Consider the following 25,600-nt stretch of genomic DNA (forward strand, 5'->3'; position numbering starts at 1 on the left):
ATGGAAAGACCTTAACCAAACTTGTATGCAAAAAGCTATTATTTAAGCTCAACTTCTGCTCCTGCTTCTTCCAATGATTTTTTGATGCCTTCGGCCTCATCTTTGGAGATGCCTTCCTTAACAGCTTTAGGTGCGCTGTCAACGATGTCTTTAGCCTCTTTAAGACCAAGACCTGTCAATTCCTTAACCAATTTAACTACTGCCAATTTAGAGGCACCAGCTGCTTTAAGGATTACGTCGAATTCGGTTTTTTCCTCAGCGGCTTCTTCAGCACCACCAGCGGCACCACCAGCAGCAACAGCTACTGCAGCAGCAGCAGGCTCGATACCGTATTCGTTTTTAAGGATGTCAGCCAACTCGTTTACTTCTTTTACGGTAAGGTTTACCAACTGTTCTGCAAAATCTTTTAAATCTGCCATTTTTCTATCGTTTAATGAAAATGTTTAAAAATATACTTAGTTTATTGTGCGCGAATTACTTCTCAGATAAGGTTTTAAGGATACCGGCCAATTTGCCTCCACCTGACTTAAGACCAGAAATAACGTTCTTGGCAGGTGATTGCAACAATCCGATGATATCCCCGATAACTTCTTCCTTGGACTTGATATTTACAAGTGCTTCCAAGTTTTCGTCACCGATATAAACAGCCTCTGAAATAAAGGCTCCTTTCAACAAAGGCTTTTGAGATTTCTTTCTAAAGTCCTTGATAAGTTTAGCTGGAGCGTTACCGGTCTCGGACAACATCATGGATGTATTTCCTTTCAACACGCCTGGTAATTCACCAAACTCCTTATCAGAAGCTTCCATTGCTTTTGCAAGCAAGGTGTTCTTAACGACCGCTAGTTTAATGTTTGCCTTGAAACAAGCCCTTCTTAGGTTGGCTGTTGCAACAGCATCCAATCCTGAAATATCGGCCAAATAAATATTGGCGTTTTCAGCTAACTGTGCAGTCAAATCTTCTATTACGATTGCTTTTTCTTCTCTTGTCATAATTTAAATATTGAACTACCAGTTAAATTAAACTGCTTTAGGATCTAATTGAACACTGGGACTCATGGTACTGGACAAGTGGATACTCTTCATGTAAACACCTTTTGCAGCTGAAGGCTTCAATTTTACCAAGGTATCGATCAATTCCTTGGCATTACCAGCGATTTTATCAGCTGGGAAGGATGCCTTACCGATTGCAGCGTGTACAATCCCGGTCTTATCAACTTTGAAGTCAATTTTACCAGCCTTCACTTCGGAAACGGCTTTACCAACCTCCATTGTCACAGTTCCTGTTTTTGGATTGGGCATTAAACCCCTTGGACCCAAAACTCTACCTAATGGACCCAATTTTCCCATAACGCTTGGCATGGTGATGATCACATCAACATCAGTCCAACCGTTTTTGATCTTATCCAAATAATCATCCAACCCTACAAAATCGGCTCCGGCTTCTTTAGCCTCTGCTTCTTTATCGGGAGTCACCAATGCCAAAACTTTTACGTCTTTACCTGTTCCGTGAGGAAGGGTAACAACGCCACGTACCATTTGATTCGCTTTTCTTGGATCTACACCCAAACGAACCGCGATATCAACAGATGCGTCAAATTTTACATTGGTTATTTCTTTTACCAAAGCTGATGCCTCCTCCAAAGAATAGAGCTTGTTCCTGTCTATCTTGGCTTGGGCCTCTTTCTGCTTTTTAGTCAATCTTGCCATTTACTAATTTGCTTTAAGATTTTAAAAAGGTTTGGTTCCTGACAGCTTAAGACCCATAGATCTTGCTGTACCAGCTACCATACTCATTGCAGACTCAATGGTAAATGCATTCAAATCAGCCATTTTGTCCTCTGCAATAGTTCTCACTTGGTCCCATGATACGGTACCATTCTTCACCCTGTTAGGTTCGCCGGATCCTTTTTTAATCTTCGCTGCTTCCATCAATTGAACTGCCGCAGGTGGTGTTTTTACAACAAACTCGAAAGACTTGTCTGTGTAAACGGTGATAGCAACAGGCAATACCTTGCCCTGTTTGTCCTGCGTACGAGCATTGAACTGCTTGCAGAACTCCATGATGTTAACACCGGCAGCACCTAAGGCGGGTCCAACCGGTGGCGACGGATTCGCAGCACCTCCCCTAACTTGTAATTTAACTACCTTACTTACTTCTTTTGCCATTGTTTCTAATTAAATTAAAAGTTGTGTCAATTGGAAGCAACACAGCTTTTTATATGTAACAGCTCTTATTATACTTTTTCAACTTGCATATAGCTGAGTTCCAATGGGGTCTTTCTTCCGAAAATCTTCACCATGACCTCCAGCTTACGCTTTTCTTCATTGATTTTTTCAACAGTTCCATTGAATCCGTTGAAAGGACCATCAATAACCTTAACCGTTTCACCCAACACAAATGGAATGGATACATTGTCCGTATTGACGGCCAACTCGTCCACTTTCCCCAACATACGGTTCACCTCTGATTTTCTCAAAGGCACGGGATCCCCACCTTTGGTTTCCCCCAAAAAGCCAATCACGTTGGTGATCGAGCGGATAATGTGCACCATTTCTCCACCCAAATTGGCTTTGATCATGATATATCCAGGAAAGTAAACCCTTTCTTTGTTGATTTTCTTTCCGTTTCTGATCTGTACAACTTTTTCGGTAGGGACAAGAACCTCGTCAAGGTAGTCACCGAAACCGGCGCGCTCTACCTCGCTCTCAATATAGCCCTTGATCTTGTTCTCTTGACCACTGACCGCTCTTACCACATACCATTTTTTCTCCAGAACCTCAGACATACCGATCGTTAACCTATTAATTTTTCAAAATACAATCTGATCAATTTACTGAAAAGGGAATCAACCCCCCAAGTTGCCAATGCGAACAAAATTGAGAACACGGCTACAATGACCATCAAATTAGATGCCTTGGCTCTTTCCAACCAAGTAACATTGTTTTTCAATTCCTCGAATGATTCCTTTATATAAGTGATCATAATTATTCTTGTATTTTCCAGCACTGGAAAAGAAACTTCCTTCGTCTACGCTCAGGATAAACTTCTCGTCACTGTGCTATTCTTTCTGTTTGCACGGGAGGAGAGACTCGAACTCCCGACACCTGGTTTTGGAGACCAGTGCTCTACCAACTGAGCTACACCCGTTTATAATTACACTGAAAGGTATCCCGGGTAAACCGAGACACCCTTTAGTGTACTATTTATTGTAAAATGATTAATCTAGAATCTCAGTAACCTGACCAGCTCCTACAGTTCTACCACCTTCACGGATAGCGAAACGTAGACCTACGTTCAACGCGATAGGCTGGATCAAATCAACAGTGATTGTCAAGTTGTCACCTGGCATAACCATTTCAACACCATCAGGAAGGTTGATGTTACCGGTCACGTCAGTTGTACGTACGTAGAACTGCGGACGGTAGTTGTTATGGAATGGGGTGTGACGACCACCTTCTTCTTTTTTCAAGATATATACCTCAGCTTTGAATTTAGCGTGTGGCTTCACGGAACCTGGCTTACAGATAACCATACCTCTTTTGATATCGGATTTCTCGATACCTCTCAAAAGAAGACCTACGTTGTCACCAGCTTCACCTCTATCCAAAATCTTACGGAACATCTCAACACCGGTGATGGTTGATGTCAATTTCTCAGCACCCATACCAATGATTTCTACAGGGTCACCTGTGTTTGCAACACCAGTTTCGATACGGCCGGTAGCAACAGTACCACGACCGGTAATAGTGAATACGTCTTCAATAGGCATCAAGAATGGCTTGTCTTTCTCACGAACAGGCTCCTCGATCCAAGAGTCAACAGCTTCCATAAGTTGCATAACGGTATCAACCCATTTTTGCTCACCGTTCAAAGCACCAAGTGCAGAACCAGCGATAACAGGACCGTTGTCACCATCGTACTCGTAGAAAGAAAGCAATTCCCTTACTTCCATCTCAACAAGCTCCAAAAGCTCCTCATCATCCACCATGTCAACTTTGTTCAAGAAAACAACCATACGTGGAATACCTACCTGACGACCCAAAAGGATGTGCTCACGTGTTTGTGGCATTGGACCATCGGTTGCAGCAACAACCAAGATGGCACCGTCCATCTGAGCAGCACCAGTAACCATGTTCTTTACGTAATCCGCGTGACCAGGACAGTCAACGTGAGCGTAGTGACGGTTAGCTGTTTGATACTCTACGTGTGAAGTATTGATAGTAATACCTCTCTCTTTTTCCTCTGGTGCATTGTCGATGGAGTCAAAGCTTCTCTTCTCTGAAAGACCTGCATTTGCCAATACAGTAGTAATAGCAGCAGTCAATGTAGTTTTACCGTGATCCACGTGTCCAATGGTACCAATATTTAAGTGGGGTTTGGAACGATCAAAAGTTTCCTTTGCCATTTTAAAATAATTTTAATCTTAGTTTATATTAGTGTACAAATCGTTTTGAGCCAATGAGGGGATTTGAACCCCTGACCTCTTCCTTACCAAGGAAACGCTCTACCCCTGAGCTACACCGGCCTATGGGTTTTCAGGTTTAGAGTTTAAAGTTGCAAGCACGCTCGCCAAAACTTTAACCTTTTTATATGAAACCGCAGTTTCAAATCTAGAGCGGGAGACCGGGTTCGAACCGGCGACATTCAGCTTGGAAGGCTGACGCTCTACCAACTGAGCTACTCCCGCATTTTTTTCGGGGCCTGAACCCCGGACAATCACAATTTCAAAAAAACTTCCACTCTTCAAATTGCCTTCGGCAATTTTCGTGGGGAGAGCAGGATTCGAACCTGCGAAGGTGAAAACCAACAGATTTACAGTCTGTCCTCGTTGGCCGCTTGAGTATCTCCCCGCCTTATTTTCAGTACTTTACGAGCCGATAGAGGGACTCGAACCCACGACCCCGAGATTACAAATCACGTGCTCTAGCCAACTGAGCTATATCGGCATTTTGAACCCCTTTCGGTCACAAAAAAAGTCCGCTATTTCTAACGGACTGCAAATGTAGAGATATTTTCTTTTAATCAAAATAAAATTTCAAAAATTTTGATCAGGCCTTGGCCCTTAATTTTTCCTTGCGCTTAACCAACTGTCTTTCCAATGAACTGCATGCAGAATCCACTGCCTCTTCAAACGTTTTGCACTGCTTTTTTACCATAAACTTGTCGCGCGGTACCGAAACCATGATTTCCACTATCTTGTTCTCTTTCGTACTCGTGTTGTCCACTTTTAAAAAAACCTCCGAATCAATGACCTTGTCATAAAATAGATCCATCTTATCCATTCTTTTTTGGATAAAGTCGAGGAGCTTACCATCAGCTACAAAATTTACCGATTGTGCATTTACTTTCATAAGACATAGTTTTTAAAGTACTGTCAAGCGACAGTGGAGTTAAACAATACAAGAAACTCTCATTTCTTGTTTCTGGGATGGGCCATTTGATGTACTTTCTTCAATTCGGCTATGCTGTTGTGTGTGTACACTTGAGTAGATGCCAAACTTGAATGACCCAATAATTCCTTCACGGAGTTTAAATCTGCGCCCCTGTTCAACAAATGGGTTGCAAAGGTGTGCCTTAATATATGTGGGCTCTTTTTTACCTTGGGGGACACTAAACTAAAATACTTATTTATGGTACGATAAACAAGTGTTTCATAAATTTTAAGACCATCTTTTGTTAAAAATAGATAAGGTGAAGAAGCGCTGTTTTCAAGTTGGGAACGTGCCTCCAAATAAGCATTTATCTGCTGCACCATGGTTGTAAGCAGTGGTATGATGCGCTCTTTGTTCCGTTTGCCCAACACCTTCAAGGTTTGGTTGCCCAAATCGACATCGACAAGCTTAAGGTTCACTAGTTCAGCCCTTCGCATACCCGTGGCATACAACAGCTCCACAATCAGCCTGTCCCTTTCCCCTTCAAAACCTTCCTCAAAGGGAATTTCGGTAAGGATAAGCTCCATTTCAGGTTCGGAGAAGGGCACTTCTATCTTTTTCTCCGTTTTCAGGGCCCTGTGTTTGGCCAGTGGGGAAACAGATATCTCGCCTATTTTAAGAAGAAATTTGTAATAGGCCTGGAGAGAAGATATCTTTCGGTTAATGGACCGATTGGACACCTCTTGGTTGGAAAGGGATACGATCCAACTACGAATCAGTGGATAACCTACGTCCTCAATACTTTCCTCATCATAGTTTTCCTTGCAAAAGCTTGCAAATGCATCCAAATCTTTTCCGTACGCCTTAACAGTATGGTCAGAATAATTTTTTTCCAGTTTAAGGTACGATATGAAGGCTTTTAAGGACATATCCCAAAGGTAGCCAAATTGGTATTTCCTCAAGTAACAAAACAAAAAATCCCGTTCCGGTATGGAACGGGATTTTGATATGGTGATCAAAAACCTATACCTCCTCTTGATCCCTCAAGCCTTGGATGTACTGGGCTTTCTGAATTTCAGCTCTACGCTGTACAGAAGGTTTTGTGAACTGCTGTCTGCTTCTCAACTGACGCATGGTACCGGTTTTGTCAAACTTACGTTTGAAACGCTTTAAAGCTCTATCGATGTTTTCTCCTTCTTTAACTGGTATGATTAACATGGGCTACAACCTCCTTTCTTTTATATTTTTGGAGCGCAAATATACATTTATTAATTTGTTGCAAAACAAATTACTTCAGAATTTTTCTGGATATGACCACTTTTTGGATTTCCGTAGTGCCTTCACCTATAGTGCACAGCTTGGAATCCCGATAGAATTTCTCTACTGGAAAGTCTTTGGTATAGCCATAACCACCATGTATCTGCACTGCTTCAGTGGCTACTTTTACGCATACTTCGGAAGCGTACATTTTGGACATGGCACTGAATTTTGTCATGGGCCTTCCTTCATTCTTCAAAAAAGCAGCTTTATGCAATAAGAGCTCCGATGCTTCAATTTCGGTGGCCATATCCGCCAATTTAAAGGATATGCCTTGAAACTCGCTGATAGGCTTCCCAAACTGCACCCGTTCCTTTGAATATTTAAGGGCCGCTTCATATGCGCCCTTGGCAATGCCCAAGGATAGGGCCCCAATTGAAATACGACCACCATCCAAAATTTTCATGGATTGGATAAACCCGTCTCCCACTTCACCCAAACGGTTGGCATCGGGTATCCTACAATCTGCAAAGATCATTTCTGCCGTTTCACTGGCACGCATTCCAAGTTTGTTTTCCTTTTTTCCGCTTGAAAAACCAGGAGTACCTTTTTCCACAGCGAAGGCCGTCATACCATGGCTATCGCCTTTTTCGCCTGTTCTGGCAATTACCACGGCTATGTCACCACTTTTACCGTGGGTAATAAAGTTTTTGGCCCCGTTCAACACCCAATGATCACCATCCTTAATCGCGGTGGTATTCATACCGCCAGCATCGGAACCGGTATTGTGCTCGGTTAATCCCCAAGCCCCTATCCATTCACCAGTGGCCAGTTTGGGAATCCATCTTTGTAATTGGTCCTCGTTTCCAAAGGAAAGGATATGATTGGTACATAGGGAATTGTGTGCCGCAACGGACAAACCGATGGATGGATCCACTTTTGAAATTTCTTCCAGTATGGCAATATACTCATGATAACCCAGACCAGAGCCACCTAATTCCTCCGGAACCAAAATTCCCATAAAACCAAATTCGCCAGCCTTTTTAAAAACCTCCACCGGAAAGGTTTGGGCTTCGTCCCATTCCATCACGTGGGGCATTATATATTGTTGGGCAAAATCCCTTGCGGACTCCGCCACCATCTTTTGGGTCTCTGAATAATCAAAGTTCATTTTGGACAACGTCTCCGTAACCATTCGCTCTTTTTTATAGGGCCAAATATAACTTAATTCTATCAATCCTTTCCGTTGGGAAAGATGTAACGTTTGTTAATTCGTCAAGCGAGTCGAAGTTACCGTTTGCCTCCCTATATTGAACAATCTGTTGGGCCAACTTATGATTAAGATATGCCACGTTGGCCAATTGATCAACATTGGCGGTATTTAAATTGATTTTTTGAATGATGGGAGGTTGTAGCACCTGGTATCTGGAAAGTAGTTTATCAGCCACTTCAGGTGATAACCCATATACATCGTAAAGTTGCTCATTGATCAAAAAACCACCAAGTCTATCCCGAAATTTTACGATTCTGGCCGACAAGGTCTCGCCAATGCCATTGATCGTTTTCAAATCTTCTGCCGAGGCGGAATTCAAATCCCTTAAGGTGAATAACTCCTTAGTGCGGATGTTTTGGTTATTTGTTTTGGAAGGTAAATCGCGCTTTTTCCAATCGGGAAATTTAAAATAGGGAGCGATTACACTCAGTAGGGAATCGGAAACCTGGGTCACTTTTTGAAAAGCTTCGGGTGAATTCATAAATTGATCCTTTTCACGGAAGACGAACAATCGGTCCAACTCCTCCACCGACATGCCAAGGGTATACCCCTTTTCATCCGAAATATAATTGGGGTTGAAAGGATACATCATATAACCATCTTCATGAACGGCAGATTTGAGACTATCCAACATTATCTGGGCCACCTCATCAACAAATATCCGGGTCTCCCCAACAAATGGTTTGGTCTTTAGCACATAAAATGCCACTTGCAGTGCGATGATGACCAGAAACAAAAAGAAAATCCCACTCCGTTCCTGTTTGTTGAACCTGAAGTGGGATTTTGTATTCATTCTACTCTCTTTTATTTGACCGTTGCCTTTTTAAAGAGTTGGTTGGACCTCAACTTTTGAAGGTAACTGTTCAGGTCTGCCTTAACCTCACCGGACATGATATACAATCCAATAATATTTGGGAAGGACATTGCCAAGATCATCATATCCGAAAAGTCCAGTACCGCACCCAAACTTACGGAGGCTCCAACGACCACAAAGATCAGGAACAACATTTTGTAGATCATTTCCGAACGCTTGCTCTTTCCAAAAAGATAGGTCCAGGCCCTCATTCCATAGTAGGACCAAGAAATCATGGTTGAAAAGGCAAAAAGGAATACTGCAACGGCCAATACATAAGGGAACCAAGTTATTTGGCTACCAAAGGCGTCGGATGTCAATTGAGCCCCTGCCATTCCCTCAACTTCATGCATCCCGGTAAAGATCAATACCAAGGCGGTAAGCGTACATACCACAACGGTGTCTATAAAAGGCTCCAAAAGGGCCACAAAACCTTCCGAAGGTGGATTATTGGTCTTAGCCGTACTGTGCGCAATGGCCGCTGAACCTACCCCGGCCTCATTAGAAAAGGCCGCACGCTGGAACCCAACGACCAAAACTCCCAAAATACCGCCCTTTAATGCAGATGGGTTGAAAGCTCCTTCAAAAATTGCCGTAAATGCAGGTCCTATGTTTTGGATGTTCATGATGATCACTGCAAGTGCGGCCACAATATAAATGGAAGCCATTATGGGCACCACTTTTCCTGTAACCTTTGCAATACTGTTGATTCCCCCAATAATGACAACACCCACCAAAATTGCGGTAACCACGCCGAACCAGAACCCATTACCGGCCAAGCTAGGGAACTGTCCCGCTAGTTGTTCAAAGGATTGGTTGGCCTGGAACATGTTGCCCCCACCAAAGGAAGCTCCAATGGCCAACACTGCAAAGACCCCTGCCAAGGCTTTTCCAAATCCTTTCATATTTCGTTTTTCCAATCCGTAGCGGAGATAGTTCATTGGCCCCCCGAACACACGTCCATCGGGCAAAATATCCCTGTACTTTACGCCTAGGGTACACTCCACAAACTTTGACGACATTCCCAAAAGACCACATACGATCATCCAGAAAGTAGCCCCGGCACCTCCAAGGGAAACAGCAACGGCTACCCCGGCTATATTACCTAAGCCAACCGTACCGGATACAGCGGTGGCCAAAGCCTGAAAGTGGGTTACCTGACCTGGAGCATCGGGGTCATCATACTTCCCTTTGGCCAAGTCAATGGAATGTCTAAATCCACGAATATTGATAAAGCCCATGCGAAGTGTAAAGAACAACGCCCCCAAAACAAGCCATATCACAATAAACGGAATCCCCTTTATAATGGGATCCCCATTGGGATGCACCATGGCAATAGGTTCATCATACTTGACTTCCGCAAAATAATGTGCACCTTGCTCAATGACGTGCTCTTGATTTTCAGAATTGTAGATCACTTTTCCCTCAGCGGTCTTATGGATGAGTTTTCCTTTTGCCGTCGCTTTTATGGTAATATCCCCATCTTTATCACTTGTGATCACCGCAATGTCATCTCCTACCAAAACATTTTGCCCATCCCCCTTGAGCCATTTTTTTAGGACAAACCTATCCTGTGTTTCATTGCTCCAGTCCGGAACCCCGATCAACTTTGTATCTGCATAGGCTATTGGATCGTATATTCCAATAGCGGCAAAAGGGTCCCAAAAAAGAACAGACCCCAATGCACTTACTGCCGGGGTCATGGTTCCATTAAAAATTTCCGTGATGGATTCTGCCTTGATTTCAAATTCCTTTGTGACTGAATTTCCTGCCGCATCGGTCACAACTACGCTATACGGTATTCCTTCCACCAAGCCTTGTGCCCTTTTTGATGTCAGTGGAGTACTCTGATTGCTCCACTTATAGGTATATGGCTCAACTCCTCCTTTTACGGTAAGTTCTATGACTCCGTTGTTGATATCCTTGGAGACATTATAGGTTTTGCCCGTAACAGTCAAGTCTTGGGAATAGCCCAAAGTCAGGGCCATACAAGACATTAGAATAAGAAAATATTTCATAAAATGGTATTAGTTAGTTTTTTGGTATAATGTAAAGACGGCAATATCTAAAAAAAAAACAACGCTATCAAATTTTGCCCTTTTTTAACTATCCTATCTGGAACATTTGGTTAAGCTTTCTAATCTGTTCGGGCCTTCCAAGCACAATTACCTTGCTTTTTGGCTGCAAAACCAGGTCTGCCTCGGGATTGATAATATATTTGCCGTTGGGGTCAATATAACCAATTATGGTGCATCCCGTTTTTCTTCTCAAATCCAGATCCCGTAGTGAATTACAATCTACCTGACTTGTAAAGTCCTCTATTTCCACCTCTTCTAAATTGGTGGTGTGCTCCCCTTCGAGGGATAGTTGGTCCATAAAAGTGATCAAGTCGGGCATGACCACCAAGGAAGCCATGTGATCTCCACCTATCTTATCTGGCATGATCACTTTGTTGGCTCCCGCAAACTGTAATTTCTTGACAGAAGTAACGAGGGACGCCCTGCTTATGATGAAAAGGCTTTTGTTCAATTGGCGTGCCGACAATACAATGAACAGATTGGCAGCATCATCGGGCACAGCCGTAATCAGGTATTGGGCCCTATGGATACCTGCCTGCATCAGGATTTCATCTTCGTTGGCATCGCCTTCCACAAACAACACTTCATCCCCGTGCCGCTCAATGATCTCTTTGTCCTTTTCAATGACAACAAAGGGTTTTTTATAGGCCATCAATTTTTCCGCTGCCTGCATACCGTTACGCCCATAGCCACAAACGACCACATGGTTGGAAAGTCCATCGATTTGTTTCTGCACTTTTTTCTTTTTTAACTGTTCAAGGGAATTTCTGGCCAAGATGTACTCGGATACCACCGAAATGGCAAAACCGAAAATGAACACGCTGGTCACGATTAAAAATACGGTAAAAATCTTTGCATCGGCATCCAATGGCCTAACTTCCGAAAAACCTACTGTGGTCACGGTAATGATGGTCATGTAGATCGCCTCGATCCAAGTAAAATCCGATAAGAATTTATACCCCAGTACCCCGATCATCAGGACAAACGCCATCAACGAAAGAGCCAGTACTATTTTGGAGCGCAAGAGTCTTATCATGATCAAAGGTCGAATACAGATGTTCTCTTGGTATAGATCAAATCCTTTATCCTAAGCCAAAAGGCCATGAAGAGGTACAGGGCAAATCCGAACCCCAAGGTCACAAAGGTCAGGTAAATAAAACTGGTACGTACCACACGGGCGCGTATTCCCAACCGTTCGGCGATCCGGCCACAGACCTCGAAGCCCCTTTTCTGAAAGTAATAAAGGGTATTGTAGAATAAAGACATAGTTAAAATTATGTATTTCTATTCAATAAATGTGTGCCCACCACGCATTGAAGGCATTTATTTTTGGAGCAATAGTTGTTGTACAGTTCCAGTTTGGCCTGACTTTCAAAAGCGTTTTTGGTTTTATGGCCCAACCCATCAAAATTGGCAATCACGGAATTGTCTTCCTTTCCTACTTCGGAAAGCAAGCCGACCAAACCTTCGTCCACCTCCTGACCTTGGTATTTGGCATGACAAAATTTTAAGGGAATCAATGTGTTGACCACCAAAAGATCAATGAATTTTCGGGAAAGTTTTTTGGTACTCTTTCTAGAAAGTTTACCAAAGGTAAAGTGGGTGTCCCAATAAGGTCCGGCCTCAACATCAAATAGATCATACAGTTCTTTTAAGCTGGATGTCTCCATACATTTTGAAAACAATTGTATTTCATGATGGTACAAATGCGCCAACTGGGATACTCGAATGGTGGGAAAGTTAGGTGGCCTAAGCCCAAAGTATTCTGGTTTAGACATTGAACGGGGCAATTCAAACTTATTGGAAAGGTAATGGTACTCTTTTACAAGCTGAAGATAATACCCATCTGTGCAATCCGGTTCGTTCAACAGACCAAAATGGCCCAACAACAAACTCTCCAACTGGTGAAGGTCTTGACCCGTTTTTCGAACCATTGCAAAATCCAATTCTGTGGCCCGATCCAAAAAGAACTGACCATTGACCTTGGAGCCGAAATTCTTCGCCAATAAGGTGAAGAGAACCGCTTCCCAATTATTCTTGGTCTTGTTCAGCAGTTCAAAAATTAGTTCGGATTTGTGCTCCAGGCGTTCCATGTACAACCGGTGCAACCAACTTTCAAGCAAAAAGGGATCCACCCCTCCAAAATCCTTTTCACAGTTGATGAAGCCAGTTCTGGAATGCTCCATGAGCGCCGTGTATTTGGCCAGCAACTCCTTTGGAATGAAGTTTCGTATTTCGAGGGTCGGGATTTTGGAACCATCCCTCCTAAAAACAACAACGTCATCTTCCCAAACCACATGGAGGATGACGTTGTCATAATTGGTATCATTTTCGTGATGGTGTGCATACCAATCCGAAGATTTGAGGTGCATCTCCACATTACCGGCCCATAATTGTCCATCAATGGCAACGCTGGCATTGAAAAAGTCCGGGCCGGAGTGTCGGTTCTGTACCCCTGCGGATTTAACCAAAACTGGTTCTTCATCCGTGGTGCACAGCTGATTGGTTGGAAGCTTGTTATGCCTCCAAATAAAATGAAGTAGGTCCTCTCGCATCGATTTGGGGTAAATGTGAGGCCTACTCTACTCTATCGCCATCCCAGTTCATAAAGCCTCCTTCCAAGTTATAGGCATTTTCGATCCCAATGCTGTTCATGATGGCACAGGCCTGACCACTTCGGTTGCCAGATCGGCAATACACGTAGTAGTTTTTGGACTTGTCCAATTTTTCAAGCTCCATCAAAAATTCCTGTCCCAAATAAATATCGATGTTTACGGCACCTGGAATATAGCCTTCTTCTACTTCCAGTGCAGTGCGCACATCCAAAATGAAGGCGTTGTCATCATTTTCCAATTGTTCCGCCCATTCTTCTTGTGATAAATTTGCCATTTTACTTGTTTATGTTCTGCAAAAATAAAAATCCGAAGCGTTACTCCGGATTTCTACTGTCATTATTTTGAACAACCTCTTATCCCCACTCCATTAGCAAAACCCATTATAAACTTGAGTCTGGTTATTGAATAAATCCTTTCAAGACAACATTCAATTCTTCATAGGTAAAACCATGTTCAAAAAAGTTTCGCTTGTCCTTCTTATATATTAAGGTAGCAGGTATACCTCCGTCCCACGCTATATCAACTTTAGGAATCCATTCATTTTGCTTGGGGTCATCCAAGATGACAACCTCCGATTGTATTCCCTTGTTTTTTACATAAGGTTCTAATCTTGATTTCCACATATGGGGCATATCAAGGCTTACCAGTATCACCTTTACCTTATTGTCCTTTTGTTCCGCCCCTACCCTTTCAAAATAGGGAAGTTCTTCCAAACAAGGTTTGCACCATGTGGCCCAAAAGTTAATTATATAGGTATGGTCGTCATCCCTGTGCAGCAAAGGTTCCAAGCCTTCAAAATTATAAATGGGAAATTTAACACCTTCCCCATTACTGGATTGTTCGGCTTCCTCTTGGGAAACCGATACTGTTGTAGGCTCCTCATGCTTAGGCCCTTTACCATCGCCACAGGCCAACACCGATACACTCAAAATTAAAACAAATAACCTGTTCACTATCTGATATTTACATCTACAAATGTACAGATACATTATATTCCTGTTTCCTTTTAACAAAATTTTATCGGTCAAAAATAGTTGTGGAATGAAAATATCAACATACATTTGTATATACAAATATTGTTTGTACATGAATGTTGAAGAAATTATAAAGACCTCTAAGAAAATGCCATTGGAAACCCGGACACTGATCCATCTTACCTTGGTACACAACAAACTCAATGAGTTAACGAGCAATGCTTTGAAACCATTTGATGTCTCCCTTCAACAATTTAATGTGCTGCGTATTCTTAGGGGACAACAGGGCAAACCTGCCAACCTTTCAACTTTGAACGATCGCATGGTAACCAAAATGAGCAATACCACCCGGTTGGTAGACAAACTTTTGGCCAAAAACTTCGTGGTGAGGAATGTTTGCCCATCTAACCGACGAAAAGTAGAAATCTTGATCACTGATAAAGGCTCAGAGGTACTAGCCCAAATGGACAAAGCTGTGGCCATGGCCGAAAGCGTCATTGTACAACATTTTACCAAAGAAGAACTTGAACAATTAAACATCCTATTGGATAAATTTTAAATAACATGAACACCGTTTTAGAACATAGAACCTGGCGTTATGCCACTAAAAAATTCGATCCTTCAAAAAAAGTATCGGACAAAGATTTGGAAACCTTATTGGAAGCCACACGTTTGAGCGCTTCTTCCTATGGATTGCAACCCTATCACATTTTTGTGATCTCCGACCAAGAGACCAAGGAAAAACTGAAACCCGTTTCCTGGAATCAATCCCAGATTACGGACGCTTCGCACCTGATAGTTTTTGCCAATGCCACCGATTTTGGAGAGGAATTGGTAGATGATTTCCTGGCCAATATTGGCGAAACCCGAAACGTTCCATTGGAGGGCCTTAAGGGATATTCAGACTTTATGAAATCCAAATTGATGGACCTACCGGCCGAGACCAAAAGCAATTGGACCGCCAAGCAAGCATACATTGCCTTTAGCAACATGATGCAGGCGGCCGCAGAATTAAAAATTGACACATGCCCCATGGAGGGTTTTGAATCGGATAAGTACAACGAAATTTTAGGCCTCACCGAGAAGAACTTGAACGCTGCAGTCGTGCTTCCTATTGGATACCGATCAGATGAAGATCAAACCCAACACTTACCAAAAGTGAGAAAATCAAGTGAAACTTTATTTACCCATATATAAATTTTTAAACCTTTAAAACAGATTATAAACAACAGTATGAAAAAGACCATTTTAAGCTTAGCATTGATTACCTTGTTTGCAGCAGCAGCAGCCGTTGCCAACCCGATCAAAAAAGAAACCAAGGAAGTAAAAACTTCCGAAAGTAATGTAACCTGGAAAGGGTACAAAGTTGGGGGTTCCCACACCGGAACCATTGCCCTTAAATCCGGTGCACTAGAGTTTGATGGAGAAAAATTGGTAGGTGGTGAATTCGTGGTGGATATGACAAGCATCAACACCACCGACTTGGAAGGCGATTACAAAAACAAGTTGGATGGCCACCTGGGTTCTGATGATTTTTTTGGTATCGAAAAACACCCGACTGCCAAATTGGTGTTCAAAAAAGTGAAAGCTACCGGTAAAAACTCGTATGCAGTTACCGGTGACCTTACCATTAAAGGCACAACCAAACCTGTAACTTTTGATGTATCCGTTTACGGTGACAAGGCTACAGCCTCTTTGAAAGTGGACAGGACCAACTATGATGTAAAATACGGTTCTGGAATCATTGGTACCGCCAAGGACAAATTGATCTATGACGAATTTGATTTGGTAGTTGACCTACAGATGTAGCCAGCCCATGTTTAGTGTGTGAAAATCCCGTTCAGGAAATTCTTGGGCGGGATTTTTGATTTTACACAAAACAATGTTTGCCCGTTAAAAATTCCTCCCTATATTTGAAGCAATGAATAACAGAGTAGCAAATAACTGGTGGTGGATGAACTTACGTAAAACGTCGTGAGCTAAGTCCCCATTATAACCATACAAGAGGCTTGTCATCACGACAGGCCTTTTTTAATTTATAGCGTTATACAATGAGTTATACCCTTAAGACACACTACAAAAAAATCTTGGCGGACACCATCACCCCGGTGAGTGTCTACCTTAAGGTAAGGGACAAATTCCCGAACAGCATTTTGTTGGAAAGTAGCGATTACCATGCCAATGACAACAGCTTCTCTTATATCTGCTGCAATCCCATTGCCTATATCAAAGTGGAGAACGAGATCATTACCCAACAATTTCCCGATGGTAAAAAAGTAGAGACCCCCATTGGTTCTGAAACGGATGTGACCGAAGTCATCCACAACTTTGCCAAACAGTTTTCGGTGACCCAAAACGGTTTCAAGTTCATCTACAATGGTCTTTTTGGATACATGGCCTACGATGCCGTCCGCTATTTTGAGGATGTGGAAATTTCAAAAAAGGAAGATTCCGTCCGCATACCCGATATCTATTATGCGGTGTACCAGAACATCATTGCCATCAACCATTTTAAGAATGAGGCTTATCTGTTCGCACACTGCTATGATTCAGAAAGTAATGTGGATGAAATTGAGCAGCTTTTCAACATACGCACCTTTTCCTCTTACAATTTTAGCAAGGATGGGGAACCCAGATCCAATCTAAAGGATGAAGAGTATATGGAATATGTTGAGCTCGCCAAAAAACATTGCCAACGTGGGGATGTATTTCAATTGGTTTTATCAAGGAGGTTCACGCAAAAATTCAAGGGTGATGAATTCAATGTATACCGTGCCCTGCGTTCCATCAACCCCTCCCCTTACCTCTTCTATTTTGATTATGGCAACTTTAAAATATTTGGTAGCTCGCCCGAGGCACAATTGATCGTGAAGGATGGCAAGGCCGAGATCCATCCCATTGCCGGCACCTACAAACGTACCGGGAATGATGAAAAGGATGCCGAGCTCGCCAAACAATTGGCCCAAGACGATAAGGAGAACAGCGAACATGTGATGCTGGTAGATTTGGCCCGAAACGACCTCAGCCGAAACGGGAACACCGTAAACGTGGAAACCTATCGTGAAGTGCAGTACTTCTCCCATGTAATCCATTTGGTTTCCAAAGTAACCGGGCAAAAAAAGAAGGACATCAGTACCATGAAGGTGGTTGCGGACACGTTCCCTGCAGGCACCTTGAGTGGCGCACCCAAGCACATGGCCATGCAACTCATTGAAAAATATGAAAAAACCAGCCGTTCCTATTATGGAGGTGCCATTGGCTTCATGGATTTTGAAGGCAACTTTAACCACGCCATCATGATCCGTACCTTTTTGAGTAAAAACCATGAACTGCACTATCAGGCAGGAGCTGGATTGGTTGCCGCATCCAACGCCGAAGACGAACTACAGGAAACCTATAACAAACTGGGCGCTTTGAACAAAGCCCTTGAAATTGCCGAAACGATCTAAACATGGGAAGGAAGATTTTAATGATAGACAATTACGATAGCTTCACCTACAATTTGGTGCACTATCTGGAGGATTTGGGTTGTGAGGTTACCGTAAAACGGAACGACCAGCTTACGTTGGATGAAGTGGAACCGTTCCAGTACATTGTGTTGTCCCCTGGCCCAGGTATTCCAGATGAGGCAGGTCTTTTGAAGGACATCATCAGAACCTATGCCCCTACCAAAAGAATTTTTGGCGTTTGTTTGGGACTACAGGCCATCGGTGAAGTATTTGGGGGTAGCTTGGTGAACTTGGACAAAGTTTATCACGGCGTTTCAACTACCATCACGGTGACGAAAGACGACCCCATTTTCAAGGGAATGCCAAAAAATCTTCAGGTGGGAAGATACCATTCTTGGGTGGTGGACCCCAATGTTCCCGAAGCACTGGAGATAACCTCGGTGGATGAAAATGGGCAGATCATGTCGCTTCGACATAAGGAATATGATGTGACCGCAGTACAGTTTCACCCTGAATCTGTTTTGACCCCAGAAGGAAAACAAATGCTTAAAAATTGGTTGAATAGCTAGTAATATGTGATTCCTGCAGTACCCTGAGCGTAGCCGAAGGGAAAGCAGGAATCCAAATAAACCTAATTGAATAAAAGACTCCACATCATGCTTCGACTCCGGTCAGCATCCATGTGGAATGACAAAATACTGAAATGAAAGAGACTTTAAACAAACTGATCAATCACGAAATATTGCCCAAGGAAGAGGCCAAACAGGTATTGGTAAACATTGCCAAAGGGGATTACAATACCTCCCAGATTGCTGCATTCCTTACCGTGTATATGATGCGGAGCATCACCATTGAAGAGTTGGAAGGATTCCGCGACGCCCTTTTGGACCTTTGCTTGGCTGTGAACCTATCGGATTACGACCCCATCGATCTCTGCGGAACCGGGGGTGATGGCAAAGATACCTTCAACATTTCCACTTTGGCCTCTTTTGTAACGGCCGGAGCAGGAATTCCCGTCACCAAACACGGCAACTACGGAGTTTCTTCCAAATGTGGAAGTAGCAATGTCATGGAATTTTTGGGCATCAAATTTAGTAATGATGCCGATTTCCTGAAAAAGTCCATCGAGGAAGCAGGTATTTGTGTGCTGCACGCACCCCTCTTCCACCCTGCCATGAAGAACGTAGGCCCTATAAGAAAGGAACTGGCGGTAAAGACCTTTTTTAATATGTTGGGGCCCATGGTGAACCCCGCTTTTCCAAAAAACCAGATGGTAGGTGTTTTCAATCTGGAATTGGCACGGATGTATGGCTACCTTTATCAAAATACCGATAAAAAATTCACAGTACTCCATGCCTTGGATGGTTATGATGAAATTTCCTTGACGGGAGACACGAAGACCATCTCCAATAATTCAGAGGCCATGTTGACCCCAGCGGATTTTGGGGTAGAAAAAGTAACCCAAGAAGAGATTACCGGTGGTGATGACATTACCGAATCGGCCCAAATCTTCATGAACGTACTACAAGGAAGGGGCACCGAGGCCCAGAACCATGTGGTCTGTGCCAATGCCGGGGTAGCCATTGCCACTGTGAAGGGGATTACGCCAAAAGAAGGATTTGAAAAGGCCAAAGAATCACTATTGGGCGGAAAAGGATTGGAGGCGTTGAAAAAGTTGCAAAAATTGAGTGAAAATTAGTGCCATCTCGAGCGCAGTCGAGAGAATTTAATAGATTCTTCACTTCGTTCAGAATGACATAACAATAGAAAATGTCATTCCTGCGAAAGCAGGAATCCATAAACCGATAATAGATTCCGCATCAAGTTCGGAATGACAAAAATATAGAATGAACATACTAGACAAAATAGTTGCCGACAAACGCAAAGAGGTCGATTTGAAAAAATCCTTGATCACCCTTCCCCAATTGGAAGCTTCGGTGATGATGGAACGTACTTCAGTTTCCTTGGCTGCCTCCCTGCGGAAAAGTAATACGGGCATTATTGCCGAGCACAAAAGGCGTTCCCCGTCCAAATCGGTCATAAACCAAAACCTGAACGTGCAGGATGTGGCCAAGGGTTATGCAAATGCAGGCGTTTGTGGCATGTCCGTATTGACGGATGGAAAATATTTCGGTGGTTCGTTGGATGATTTGGTTCTGGCCAGGGCATCCGTGAACATTCCACTTTTGCGGAAAGAATTCATCATAGATGAATACCAGATTGTGGAGGCCAAGGCCTACGGGGCCGATGTGATCTTATTGATCGCCGCCATTCTGTCCCGTGAGGAAACCAAGACACTTTCCGAATTGGCCAAAAGCATGGGATTGGATGTTTTGTTGGAAGTACACAATGAAGAAGAACTCCAAAAATCCATCATGCCCAGTTTGGATATGTTGGGCGTGAACAACAGAAACCTCAAGACCTTCGAGGTAAGTTTGGATACCAGCAAATCTCTTTCGGAACAGATTCCAGATGACTTTGTAAAAGTTTCGGAAAGCGGTATCAGTTCCATTGAAGCCATTCAGGAATTAAAGAAATACGGATACCAGGGTTTTTTGATCGGTGAGAATTTTATGAAAACGGATGATCCAGGTACCAGCGCCAAAATGTTTATTGATGAATTAAAAAAATAATGTCATTTCGAAATGACAAATAATAAACTATGAAACTAAAAGTTTGTGGCATGAACCAAAACCCCATAGAGGTGGCACAACTGCACCCCGACTACCTGGGTTTCATTTTCTGGGAGCCTTCCTCACGGTATTTTGGGGGAGACATGCCGCAATTGCCGCAATCCATTAAAAAAGTGGGGGTGTTCGTGGATACTCCTTTGGAACAAGTTTTGGAAAAAGTCGCACATCATCATTTAGATGCGGTTCAACTTCATGGTAAGGAAAGTTCAGAGTATTGCGGTCATCTTCGTCATGCTGAACTCGTTTCAGCATCTCAAAAAGATGGGATCCCGAAACAAGTTCGGGGTGACGGGTTGGAAATCATCAAAGTCTTTTCCATCAAGGATGATTTTGATTTTTCAATATTGAAGGAATACGAATCCGTTTGTGATTATTTCCTTTTTGACACCAAGGGAAAATTGCCCGGTGGCAACGGATACACTTTTAACTGGTCCGTTTTGGAACACTATCCCTCCACAAAACCCTTCTTCTTAAGTGGGGGAATCGGATTGGATTCTGTGGATGAATTGAAAGCATTTTTGAACAGTCCGGCTTCACAATATTGCTTCGCCATTGATGTGAACAGCAAATTAGAAATCGAGCCCGGACTAAAAGACATACCGTCATTGAAAACATTCATCAATGAACTCACTGACGATTTACAACTTAAAACTGACAACTGATTATGAGTTATCACGCTGATGAAAGAGGATATTACGGGGAATTTGGAGGGGCATTCATTCCCGAAATGTTGTATCCCAATTGTGAGGAGCTACGGCAGAACTACCTCCAGATTATGGCCGAACCTTCCTTTCAGGAAGAATTCCATCAATTGTTGAAGGATTACGTGGGACGACCCACTCCCCTTTATTATGCCGAACGCCTATCCAAAAAATACAACACCAAGATTTATCTTAAACGAGAAGACCTTTGCCATACCGGTGCGCACAAGGTCAACAACACCATCGGACAGATCTTGATGGCCAAAAGGTTGGGCAAACACCGTATCATTGCCGAGACCGGTGCAGGTCAGCATGGGGTGGCCACAGCAACCGTTTGTGCCCTGATGGGGATCGAGTGCGTAGTGTACATGGGTGAAATAGACATTGCCCGTCAGGCCCCCAATGTGGCCCGTATGAAAATGTTGGGCGCAGAGGTACGGCCAGCCACTTCGGGTAGTAAAACGCTTAAGGATGCCACCAACGAGGCCATCCGTGATTGGATCAATAACCCTGTGGATACCCATTACATTATCGGTTCAGTTGTGGGGCCACACCCGTATCCTGATATGGTGGCCCGGTTCCAATCGGTTATTTCTGAAGAGGTAAAATCCCAATTGTTGGAAAAAGAGGGCCGTGAAAACCCGGATTTTGTGGTGGCCTGTGTGGGTGGTGGCAGCAATGCCGCTGGAGCATTTTATCATTTCTTGGACACTCCCGAAGTGGGCATCATTGCCGTGGAAGCGGCAGGAAAAGGCATCCATTCCGGGGAAAGTGCCGCTACTTCTGCCTTGGGAAAGGTAGGCATCATCCACGGGAGCAAAACGCTGTTGATGCAGACCCCGGATGGACAGATCACGGAACCCTACTCCATTTCCGCGGGATTGGATTACCCCGGCGTTGGGCCGTTGCATGCCCATTTGTACACTTCGGGTCGCGGGGAATTCATTTCCATTACGGATGATGAAGCCATGAAAGCCGGATTGGATCTGTGTAAATTGGAAGGTATCATTCCAGCTATTGAGTCCTCCCACGCCTTGGCCATTTTTAAAGACCGGAAGTTTAAGGAAAATGATGTGGTGGTGGTGAACCTTTCAGGCCGTGGGGACAAAGATTTACAGAATTATATTGATTATTTTAAATTATAGCGAAGTGTCATTCCTGCGAAAGCAGGAATCCAAAAAATGATAAAGAACGTTCATCAATATTATGTCTACATTTTGAGCAACAAACCCGATGGAACTTTGTACATAGGCATGACCAACGATATTCAAAGAAGGATATTAGAGCACAAACAAGGTTCCATTGATGGGTTTACAAAAAAATATAGGCTTGATGTTTTGGTCTATTTGGAAATGTACCATAATGTGAATGATGCCATTTCGAGAGAAAAACAACTAAAAAAATGGAAAAGACTTTGGAAGATTGAACTGATTGAAAAAGGAAATCCAAAGTGGTTGGATTTATCAATTGAATGGAATGACAAATTAATTGAAAGACTTGATTGTCATTCCTGCGAAAGCAGGAATCCACAAAATGCTGAAAATTGATTCTATATCAAGTGTGGAATGACAAAACAAGCAAAAGATTGAAATATCATTCCCGCGAAAGCTGGAATCTTTAAATAGAGTTGAAACTGGATTCCGCATCAAGTGCGGAATGACAAAAATCAAAACTAAAATGTCATTCCTGTGAAAACAGGAATCCATAGAGAAAACAATGTTTCACTTCTAATGAAGAATGACAAAATGAATTTTTAATATGAACAGAATCAAACAAAAACTACAGGGGGACAAGAAAATCCTCTCCATATATTTTACGGCGGGTTACCCTGCTTTGAACGATACGGTAAAGATCATTCAAGATTTGGAAAAGAGTGGTGTGGACCTTATCGAAATTGGATTGCCCTTCAGTGACCCACTGGCCGATGGCCCCACCATCCAGTCCAGTTCTACCGCAGCGCTTAAGAATGGGATGACCACTACTTTGCTCTTTGAGCAATTGAAGGATATCCGTAAATCGGTTTCCATTCCGCTGATTTTGATGGGCTATTTCAATCCTGTGTTGCAATATGGCGTGGAGGCCTTTTGTCAAAAGTGTGAGGAAATTGGAATTGACGGGCTCATTCTTCCCGATTTGCCCCTGGATGTGTATCAAGAAGAATACGAAACCATTTTCAAAAAACATGGTTTGATCAATGTGTTTTTGATTACCCCGCAGACCAGTGATGCCCGTATCAAGGCAATCGATGATGCTTCTGAAGGCTTCATTTACATGGTGAGTTCCGCTAGCACTACTGGGGCCAAGGAAGGTTTCGGTACGGAGCAAGCTTCTTATTTTGAACGCATTGCAGGAATGAAGTTGAAAAATCCACAGATTGTTGGGTTTGGGATCAGTAATGCACAGACCTTCCAGCAGGCAACAGCACAAACGAAGGGAGCCATCATTGGTTCGGCCTTCATCAAACATTTAACACAAAATGGGGTGGACGGGATCAGTAGTTTTGTGGGTCAAATTCGTTAAATTTCAACTTTTATAATGAACCCTATTTTGTCCCATGAAAAAAATTATTTCGTTCCTTTCCCTTATACTTTCATTTTCACTATTTGCCCAAGATGATGTGGCCGTAAAATCCCAAGTGGCCGATGCCATAAAGGAGCTTCAGGAATTCATTGCCATCCCCAACGATGCCTTGAACCCCGATGATATTGACAGAAACATCATGTGGTTGAAACGAAAGTTCGGGGAGCGTGGATTCAACACTACCGTTTTGGATACGGATGGACTTCCACTGTTCTTTGCAGCTTTGCCCATGAGCAATGACAAGCCTACCGTTTTGATCTATATGCACTTGGATGGCCAATCGGTAGATCCCAGTAAATGGGACCAACCCGACCCGTATAAAATGGTTTTGAAGGTTCCCGAAGGGGATGGGTTCAAAACGGTTTCGTTTGACGAATTGAATGACGACATTAATTATGAATGGCGATTGTTCGGTCGCTCCACTTCGGATGACAAATCGCCAATTGTGATGCTGTTGAACACCATTGATCTTTTAAAGCAAGATGGCAAGGAAATACCCTTCAATGTAAAGGTGATTCTGGACAGCGAGGAGGAAAAAAGCAGTGAACCTTTGCCAAAAGCCGTTAAACAATATCGAGAACTATTGGAAGCTGATTTTTTGATGATCGTGGATGGACCGGTACATTCTTCGGGAGAGCCGACCGTGGTTTATGGATGTAGGGGAATAACTTCCCTGAGTTTGACCACCTACGGCCCCATAAAGCCCCAACATAGTGGCCATTATGGTAATTATGCCCCAAACCCGGGTTTCCAGTTGTCCCAATTGCTGGCCAGTATGAAGGATGGTGAAGGAAGGGTACTCATTTCCGGTTATTATGATGGAATCACTATTGATGAGACTACAAAAGCCGTATTGAAAAGTGTTCCTGACAGTGATGCCGAAATTGCAGAAAGACTTCAATTTAAGACTCCCGAAAAAGTGGGAAGTTTTTATCAAGAAGCGCTTCAATATCCGTCATTAAATATTAGAGGGTTAGGGTCTGCCTGGATCGGGGACAAGGCTCGCACCATTGTACCGGAAAGTGCCACGGCCGAGTTGGACCTTAGATTAGTGGTCGAATCCGATGGCAACCGATTGAAAAAATTGGTCAAGGACCATATCGCTAAACAAGGATTCAAAGTTTTGGATCATGAGCCAACCAAAGAAGAGCGGATGCAATTTGATAAAATTGTAATGGTGAAGGAAGGTAGCGTAACCGATGCTTTCCGAACCGACCTTCATAATCCTTATGGTCAATTTCTGACTTCAACCATGAAAAACATTTTTGGTAAAGATGTGATCCAGATCAGAACCATGGGTGGCACGGTTCCCATTGCTCCTTTTATCAACGAATTGAAGATTCCTGCCTTTATTGTTCCAGTTGTAAATCCGGATAACAACCAGCATAGCCCGAATGAAAATGTAAAGATTAGTCAGTTGGCCTATGGGATCAAGGCGTTCTATGGAATACTGTCTTCAACCATGTAGTATAACAAGAGGTTTTCCAAATAAAAAAGCCCCATTGCATGGGGCTTTTTTATTGTTAAACTGACAACATCAGTTTTTGTTTTTATTTTTTTGTTGACCGGGTGCATAATCTTTGGCACTTTGTGCACCGGTAATCTTTTTGGCTTGACCTGGAGGAATTCCATTCTTATTGGCGTGATAATGCGCTGAACAGGAAGCCAACAACATTACAGCAAAAGCAATTCCGATAATTTTATGGATTGATTTCATTTTCTTGATTTTAGGTTTTGTGATTGTTATATATACG

Annotated in this window: 31 protein-coding genes and 5 tRNA genes; 12 read left to right on the forward strand and 24 right to left on the reverse strand. The window is 43.0% G+C overall.

The genetic code is table 11. The annotated features are described in order from the left end of the window. Nucleotides 1-38 precede the first annotated feature (38 nt). The 23 genes from rplL to GTK07_RS14540 form a co-directional block, all read right to left on the reverse strand. The gene (gene rplL, locus GTK07_RS14430; RefSeq protein WP_163635963.1) at nucleotides 39-419 is read right to left on the reverse strand and encodes a 50S ribosomal protein L7/L12; all 381 of its coding nucleotides are present in this window, start codon (nucleotides 417-419) and stop codon (nucleotides 39-41) included. 55 nt (nucleotides 420-474) lie between these two features. Beyond that, on the reverse strand, nucleotides 475-990 hold the full coding sequence (gene rplJ / locus GTK07_RS14435) for a 50S ribosomal protein L10 (protein WP_163635964.1): 516 nt from the start codon (nucleotides 988-990) through the stop codon (nucleotides 475-477). A gap of 27 nt (nucleotides 991-1,017) precedes the next feature. Further along, on the reverse strand, nucleotides 1,018-1,707 hold the full coding sequence (gene rplA, locus GTK07_RS14440; RefSeq protein WP_163635965.1) for a 50S ribosomal protein L1: 690 nt from the start codon (nucleotides 1,705-1,707) through the stop codon (nucleotides 1,018-1,020). A 21-nt stretch (nucleotides 1,708-1,728) separates the two neighbouring features. Then, nucleotides 1,729-2,166 carry a 50S ribosomal protein L11 gene (rplK, locus tag GTK07_RS14445; RefSeq protein ID WP_163635966.1) on the reverse strand — a complete coding sequence of 146 codons (438 nt, stop codon included), beginning with the start codon at nucleotides 2,164-2,166 and terminating at the stop codon, nucleotides 1,729-1,731. Between the two features lie 68 nt (nucleotides 2,167-2,234). Then, on the reverse strand, nucleotides 2,235-2,786 hold the full coding sequence (gene nusG, locus GTK07_RS14450; RefSeq protein WP_163635967.1) for a transcription termination/antitermination protein NusG: 552 nt from the start codon (nucleotides 2,784-2,786) through the stop codon (nucleotides 2,235-2,237). Between the two features lie 8 nt (nucleotides 2,787-2,794). After that, a complete protein-coding gene (secE, locus tag GTK07_RS14455; RefSeq protein WP_163635968.1) occupies nucleotides 2,795-2,983 on the reverse strand; it encodes a preprotein translocase subunit SecE in 189 nt (62 codons plus the stop codon). A gap of 92 nt (nucleotides 2,984-3,075) precedes the next feature. Then, nucleotides 3,076-3,148, reverse strand: a tRNA-Trp gene (locus GTK07_RS14460). Between the two features lie 70 nt (nucleotides 3,149-3,218). After that, nucleotides 3,219-4,406, reverse strand: coding sequence for an elongation factor Tu (tuf, locus tag GTK07_RS14465; RefSeq protein WP_163635969.1), 1,188 nt, complete (start codon nucleotides 4,404-4,406; stop codon nucleotides 3,219-3,221). Nucleotides 4,407-4,454: 48 nt separating this feature from the next. Then, nucleotides 4,455-4,526: transfer RNA gene (locus GTK07_RS14470), tRNA-Thr, on the reverse strand. 89 nt (nucleotides 4,527-4,615) lie between these two features. After that, a tRNA-Gly gene (locus GTK07_RS14475) sits at nucleotides 4,616-4,688 on the reverse strand. Nucleotides 4,689-4,768: 80 nt separating this feature from the next. Further along, nucleotides 4,769-4,851: transfer RNA gene (locus tag GTK07_RS14480), tRNA-Tyr, on the reverse strand. A 22-nt stretch (nucleotides 4,852-4,873) separates the two neighbouring features. Then, nucleotides 4,874-4,947: transfer RNA gene (locus GTK07_RS14485), tRNA-Thr, on the reverse strand. 102 nt (nucleotides 4,948-5,049) lie between these two features. After that, nucleotides 5,050-5,352, reverse strand: coding sequence for a ribosome hibernation-promoting factor, HPF/YfiA family (hpf, locus tag GTK07_RS14490; protein WP_163635970.1), 303 nt, complete (start codon nucleotides 5,350-5,352; stop codon nucleotides 5,050-5,052). A 59-nt stretch (nucleotides 5,353-5,411) separates the two neighbouring features. Further along, nucleotides 5,412-6,302: a tyrosine-type recombinase/integrase gene (locus tag GTK07_RS14495; RefSeq protein WP_163635971.1), complete on the reverse strand. Its 891-nt coding sequence runs from the start codon at nucleotides 6,300-6,302 to the stop codon at nucleotides 5,412-5,414. A 94-nt stretch (nucleotides 6,303-6,396) separates the two neighbouring features. After that, nucleotides 6,397-6,591: a 30S ribosomal protein S21 gene (gene rpsU / locus GTK07_RS14500; protein WP_119642038.1), complete on the reverse strand. Its 195-nt coding sequence runs from the start codon at nucleotides 6,589-6,591 to the stop codon at nucleotides 6,397-6,399. A gap of 70 nt (nucleotides 6,592-6,661) precedes the next feature. After that, nucleotides 6,662-7,801 carry an acyl-CoA dehydrogenase family protein gene (locus tag GTK07_RS14505; protein ID WP_163636114.1) on the reverse strand — a complete coding sequence of 380 codons (1,140 nt, stop codon included), beginning with the start codon at nucleotides 7,799-7,801 and terminating at the stop codon, nucleotides 6,662-6,664. A gap of 34 nt (nucleotides 7,802-7,835) precedes the next feature. Next, the gene (locus tag GTK07_RS14510; RefSeq protein ID WP_163635972.1) at nucleotides 7,836-8,696 is read right to left on the reverse strand and encodes a ComEA family DNA-binding protein; all 861 of its coding nucleotides are present in this window, start codon (nucleotides 8,694-8,696) and stop codon (nucleotides 7,836-7,838) included. Nucleotides 8,697-8,707: 11 nt separating this feature from the next. Beyond that, nucleotides 8,708-10,774: an amino acid carrier protein gene (locus GTK07_RS14515; protein ID WP_163635973.1), complete on the reverse strand. Its 2,067-nt coding sequence runs from the start codon at nucleotides 10,772-10,774 to the stop codon at nucleotides 8,708-8,710. Nucleotides 10,775-10,862: 88 nt separating this feature from the next. Then, nucleotides 10,863-11,870: a potassium channel family protein gene (locus GTK07_RS14520; RefSeq protein WP_163635974.1), complete on the reverse strand. Its 1,008-nt coding sequence runs from the start codon at nucleotides 11,868-11,870 to the stop codon at nucleotides 10,863-10,865. A 2-nt stretch (nucleotides 11,871-11,872) separates the two neighbouring features. Beyond that, nucleotides 11,873-12,100, reverse strand: coding sequence for a PspC domain-containing protein (locus tag GTK07_RS14525; protein ID WP_163635975.1), 228 nt, complete (start codon nucleotides 12,098-12,100; stop codon nucleotides 11,873-11,875). A gap of 8 nt (nucleotides 12,101-12,108) precedes the next feature. Further along, the gene (locus GTK07_RS14530) at nucleotides 12,109-13,389 is read right to left on the reverse strand and encodes a DUF2851 family protein (protein WP_163635976.1); all 1,281 of its coding nucleotides are present in this window, start codon (nucleotides 13,387-13,389) and stop codon (nucleotides 12,109-12,111) included. Between the two features lie 22 nt (nucleotides 13,390-13,411). Continuing rightward, nucleotides 13,412-13,723 carry a rhodanese-like domain-containing protein gene (locus GTK07_RS14535; protein ID WP_163635977.1) on the reverse strand — a complete coding sequence of 104 codons (312 nt, stop codon included), beginning with the start codon at nucleotides 13,721-13,723 and terminating at the stop codon, nucleotides 13,412-13,414. 124 nt (nucleotides 13,724-13,847) lie between these two features. Next, nucleotides 13,848-14,402: a TlpA disulfide reductase family protein gene (locus GTK07_RS14540; protein ID WP_313790817.1), complete on the reverse strand. Its 555-nt coding sequence runs from the start codon at nucleotides 14,400-14,402 to the stop codon at nucleotides 13,848-13,850. A gap of 133 nt (nucleotides 14,403-14,535) precedes the next feature. Here GTK07_RS14540 and GTK07_RS14545 point away from each other — a divergent pair, with 133 nt between their 5' ends. From GTK07_RS14545 to GTK07_RS14600, 12 genes are all read left to right on the forward strand, one after another. Next, nucleotides 14,536-14,982 carry a MarR family winged helix-turn-helix transcriptional regulator gene (locus tag GTK07_RS14545; RefSeq protein ID WP_163635979.1) on the forward strand — a complete coding sequence of 149 codons (447 nt, stop codon included), beginning with the start codon at nucleotides 14,536-14,538 and terminating at the stop codon, nucleotides 14,980-14,982. A gap of 5 nt (nucleotides 14,983-14,987) precedes the next feature. Then, the gene (locus tag GTK07_RS14550; protein ID WP_163635980.1) at nucleotides 14,988-15,620 is read left to right on the forward strand and encodes an NAD(P)H-dependent oxidoreductase; all 633 of its coding nucleotides are present in this window, start codon (nucleotides 14,988-14,990) and stop codon (nucleotides 15,618-15,620) included. Nucleotides 15,621-15,656: 36 nt separating this feature from the next. Further along, on the forward strand, nucleotides 15,657-16,232 hold the full coding sequence (locus tag GTK07_RS14555) for a YceI family protein (protein WP_203583809.1): 576 nt from the start codon (nucleotides 15,657-15,659) through the stop codon (nucleotides 16,230-16,232). Between the two features lie 242 nt (nucleotides 16,233-16,474). Next, the gene (locus tag GTK07_RS14560) at nucleotides 16,475-17,872 is read left to right on the forward strand and encodes an anthranilate synthase component I family protein (RefSeq protein ID WP_163635981.1); all 1,398 of its coding nucleotides are present in this window, start codon (nucleotides 16,475-16,477) and stop codon (nucleotides 17,870-17,872) included. Nucleotides 17,873-17,874: 2 nt separating this feature from the next. Then, a complete protein-coding gene (locus tag GTK07_RS14565; RefSeq protein WP_163635982.1) occupies nucleotides 17,875-18,441 on the forward strand; it encodes an anthranilate synthase component II in 567 nt (188 codons plus the stop codon). A gap of 134 nt (nucleotides 18,442-18,575) precedes the next feature. Further along, nucleotides 18,576-19,571, forward strand: a complete 996-nt coding sequence (gene trpD, locus GTK07_RS14570; protein ID WP_163635983.1) for an anthranilate phosphoribosyltransferase — start codon at nucleotides 18,576-18,578, stop codon at nucleotides 19,569-19,571. A 148-nt stretch (nucleotides 19,572-19,719) separates the two neighbouring features. Next, complete coding sequence (gene trpC, locus GTK07_RS14575) at nucleotides 19,720-20,505, forward strand: indole-3-glycerol phosphate synthase TrpC (RefSeq protein WP_163635984.1); 786 nt, start codon at nucleotides 19,720-19,722, stop codon at nucleotides 20,503-20,505. A gap of 29 nt (nucleotides 20,506-20,534) precedes the next feature. After that, a complete protein-coding gene (locus GTK07_RS14580) occupies nucleotides 20,535-21,227 on the forward strand; it encodes a phosphoribosylanthranilate isomerase (protein WP_163635985.1) in 693 nt (230 codons plus the stop codon). Nucleotides 21,228-21,229: 2 nt separating this feature from the next. Further along, the gene (trpB, locus tag GTK07_RS14585) at nucleotides 21,230-22,411 is read left to right on the forward strand and encodes a tryptophan synthase subunit beta (RefSeq protein WP_163635986.1); all 1,182 of its coding nucleotides are present in this window, start codon (nucleotides 21,230-21,232) and stop codon (nucleotides 22,409-22,411) included. Nucleotides 22,412-22,447: 36 nt separating this feature from the next. Beyond that, nucleotides 22,448-22,813: a GIY-YIG nuclease family protein gene (locus GTK07_RS14590; RefSeq protein ID WP_163635987.1), complete on the forward strand. Its 366-nt coding sequence runs from the start codon at nucleotides 22,448-22,450 to the stop codon at nucleotides 22,811-22,813. 211 nt (nucleotides 22,814-23,024) lie between these two features. Next, nucleotides 23,025-23,786: a tryptophan synthase subunit alpha gene (trpA, locus tag GTK07_RS14595; protein ID WP_163635988.1), complete on the forward strand. Its 762-nt coding sequence runs from the start codon at nucleotides 23,025-23,027 to the stop codon at nucleotides 23,784-23,786. 34 nt (nucleotides 23,787-23,820) lie between these two features. Next, a complete protein-coding gene (locus GTK07_RS14600; protein ID WP_163635989.1) occupies nucleotides 23,821-25,314 on the forward strand; it encodes a M20/M25/M40 family metallo-hydrolase in 1,494 nt (497 codons plus the stop codon). A 69-nt stretch (nucleotides 25,315-25,383) separates the two neighbouring features. Here GTK07_RS14600 and GTK07_RS14605 read toward each other — a convergent pair whose 3' ends face one another. Further along, a complete protein-coding gene (locus GTK07_RS14605) occupies nucleotides 25,384-25,563 on the reverse strand; it encodes a quinol oxidase subunit 4 (RefSeq protein WP_163635990.1) in 180 nt (59 codons plus the stop codon). Nucleotides 25,564-25,600: the final 37 nt, after the last annotated feature.

It is taken from the genome of Flagellimonas sediminis (assembly GCF_010500845.1).
Taxonomy (GTDB): domain Bacteria; phylum Bacteroidota; class Bacteroidia; order Flavobacteriales; family Flavobacteriaceae; genus Flagellimonas; species Flagellimonas sediminis.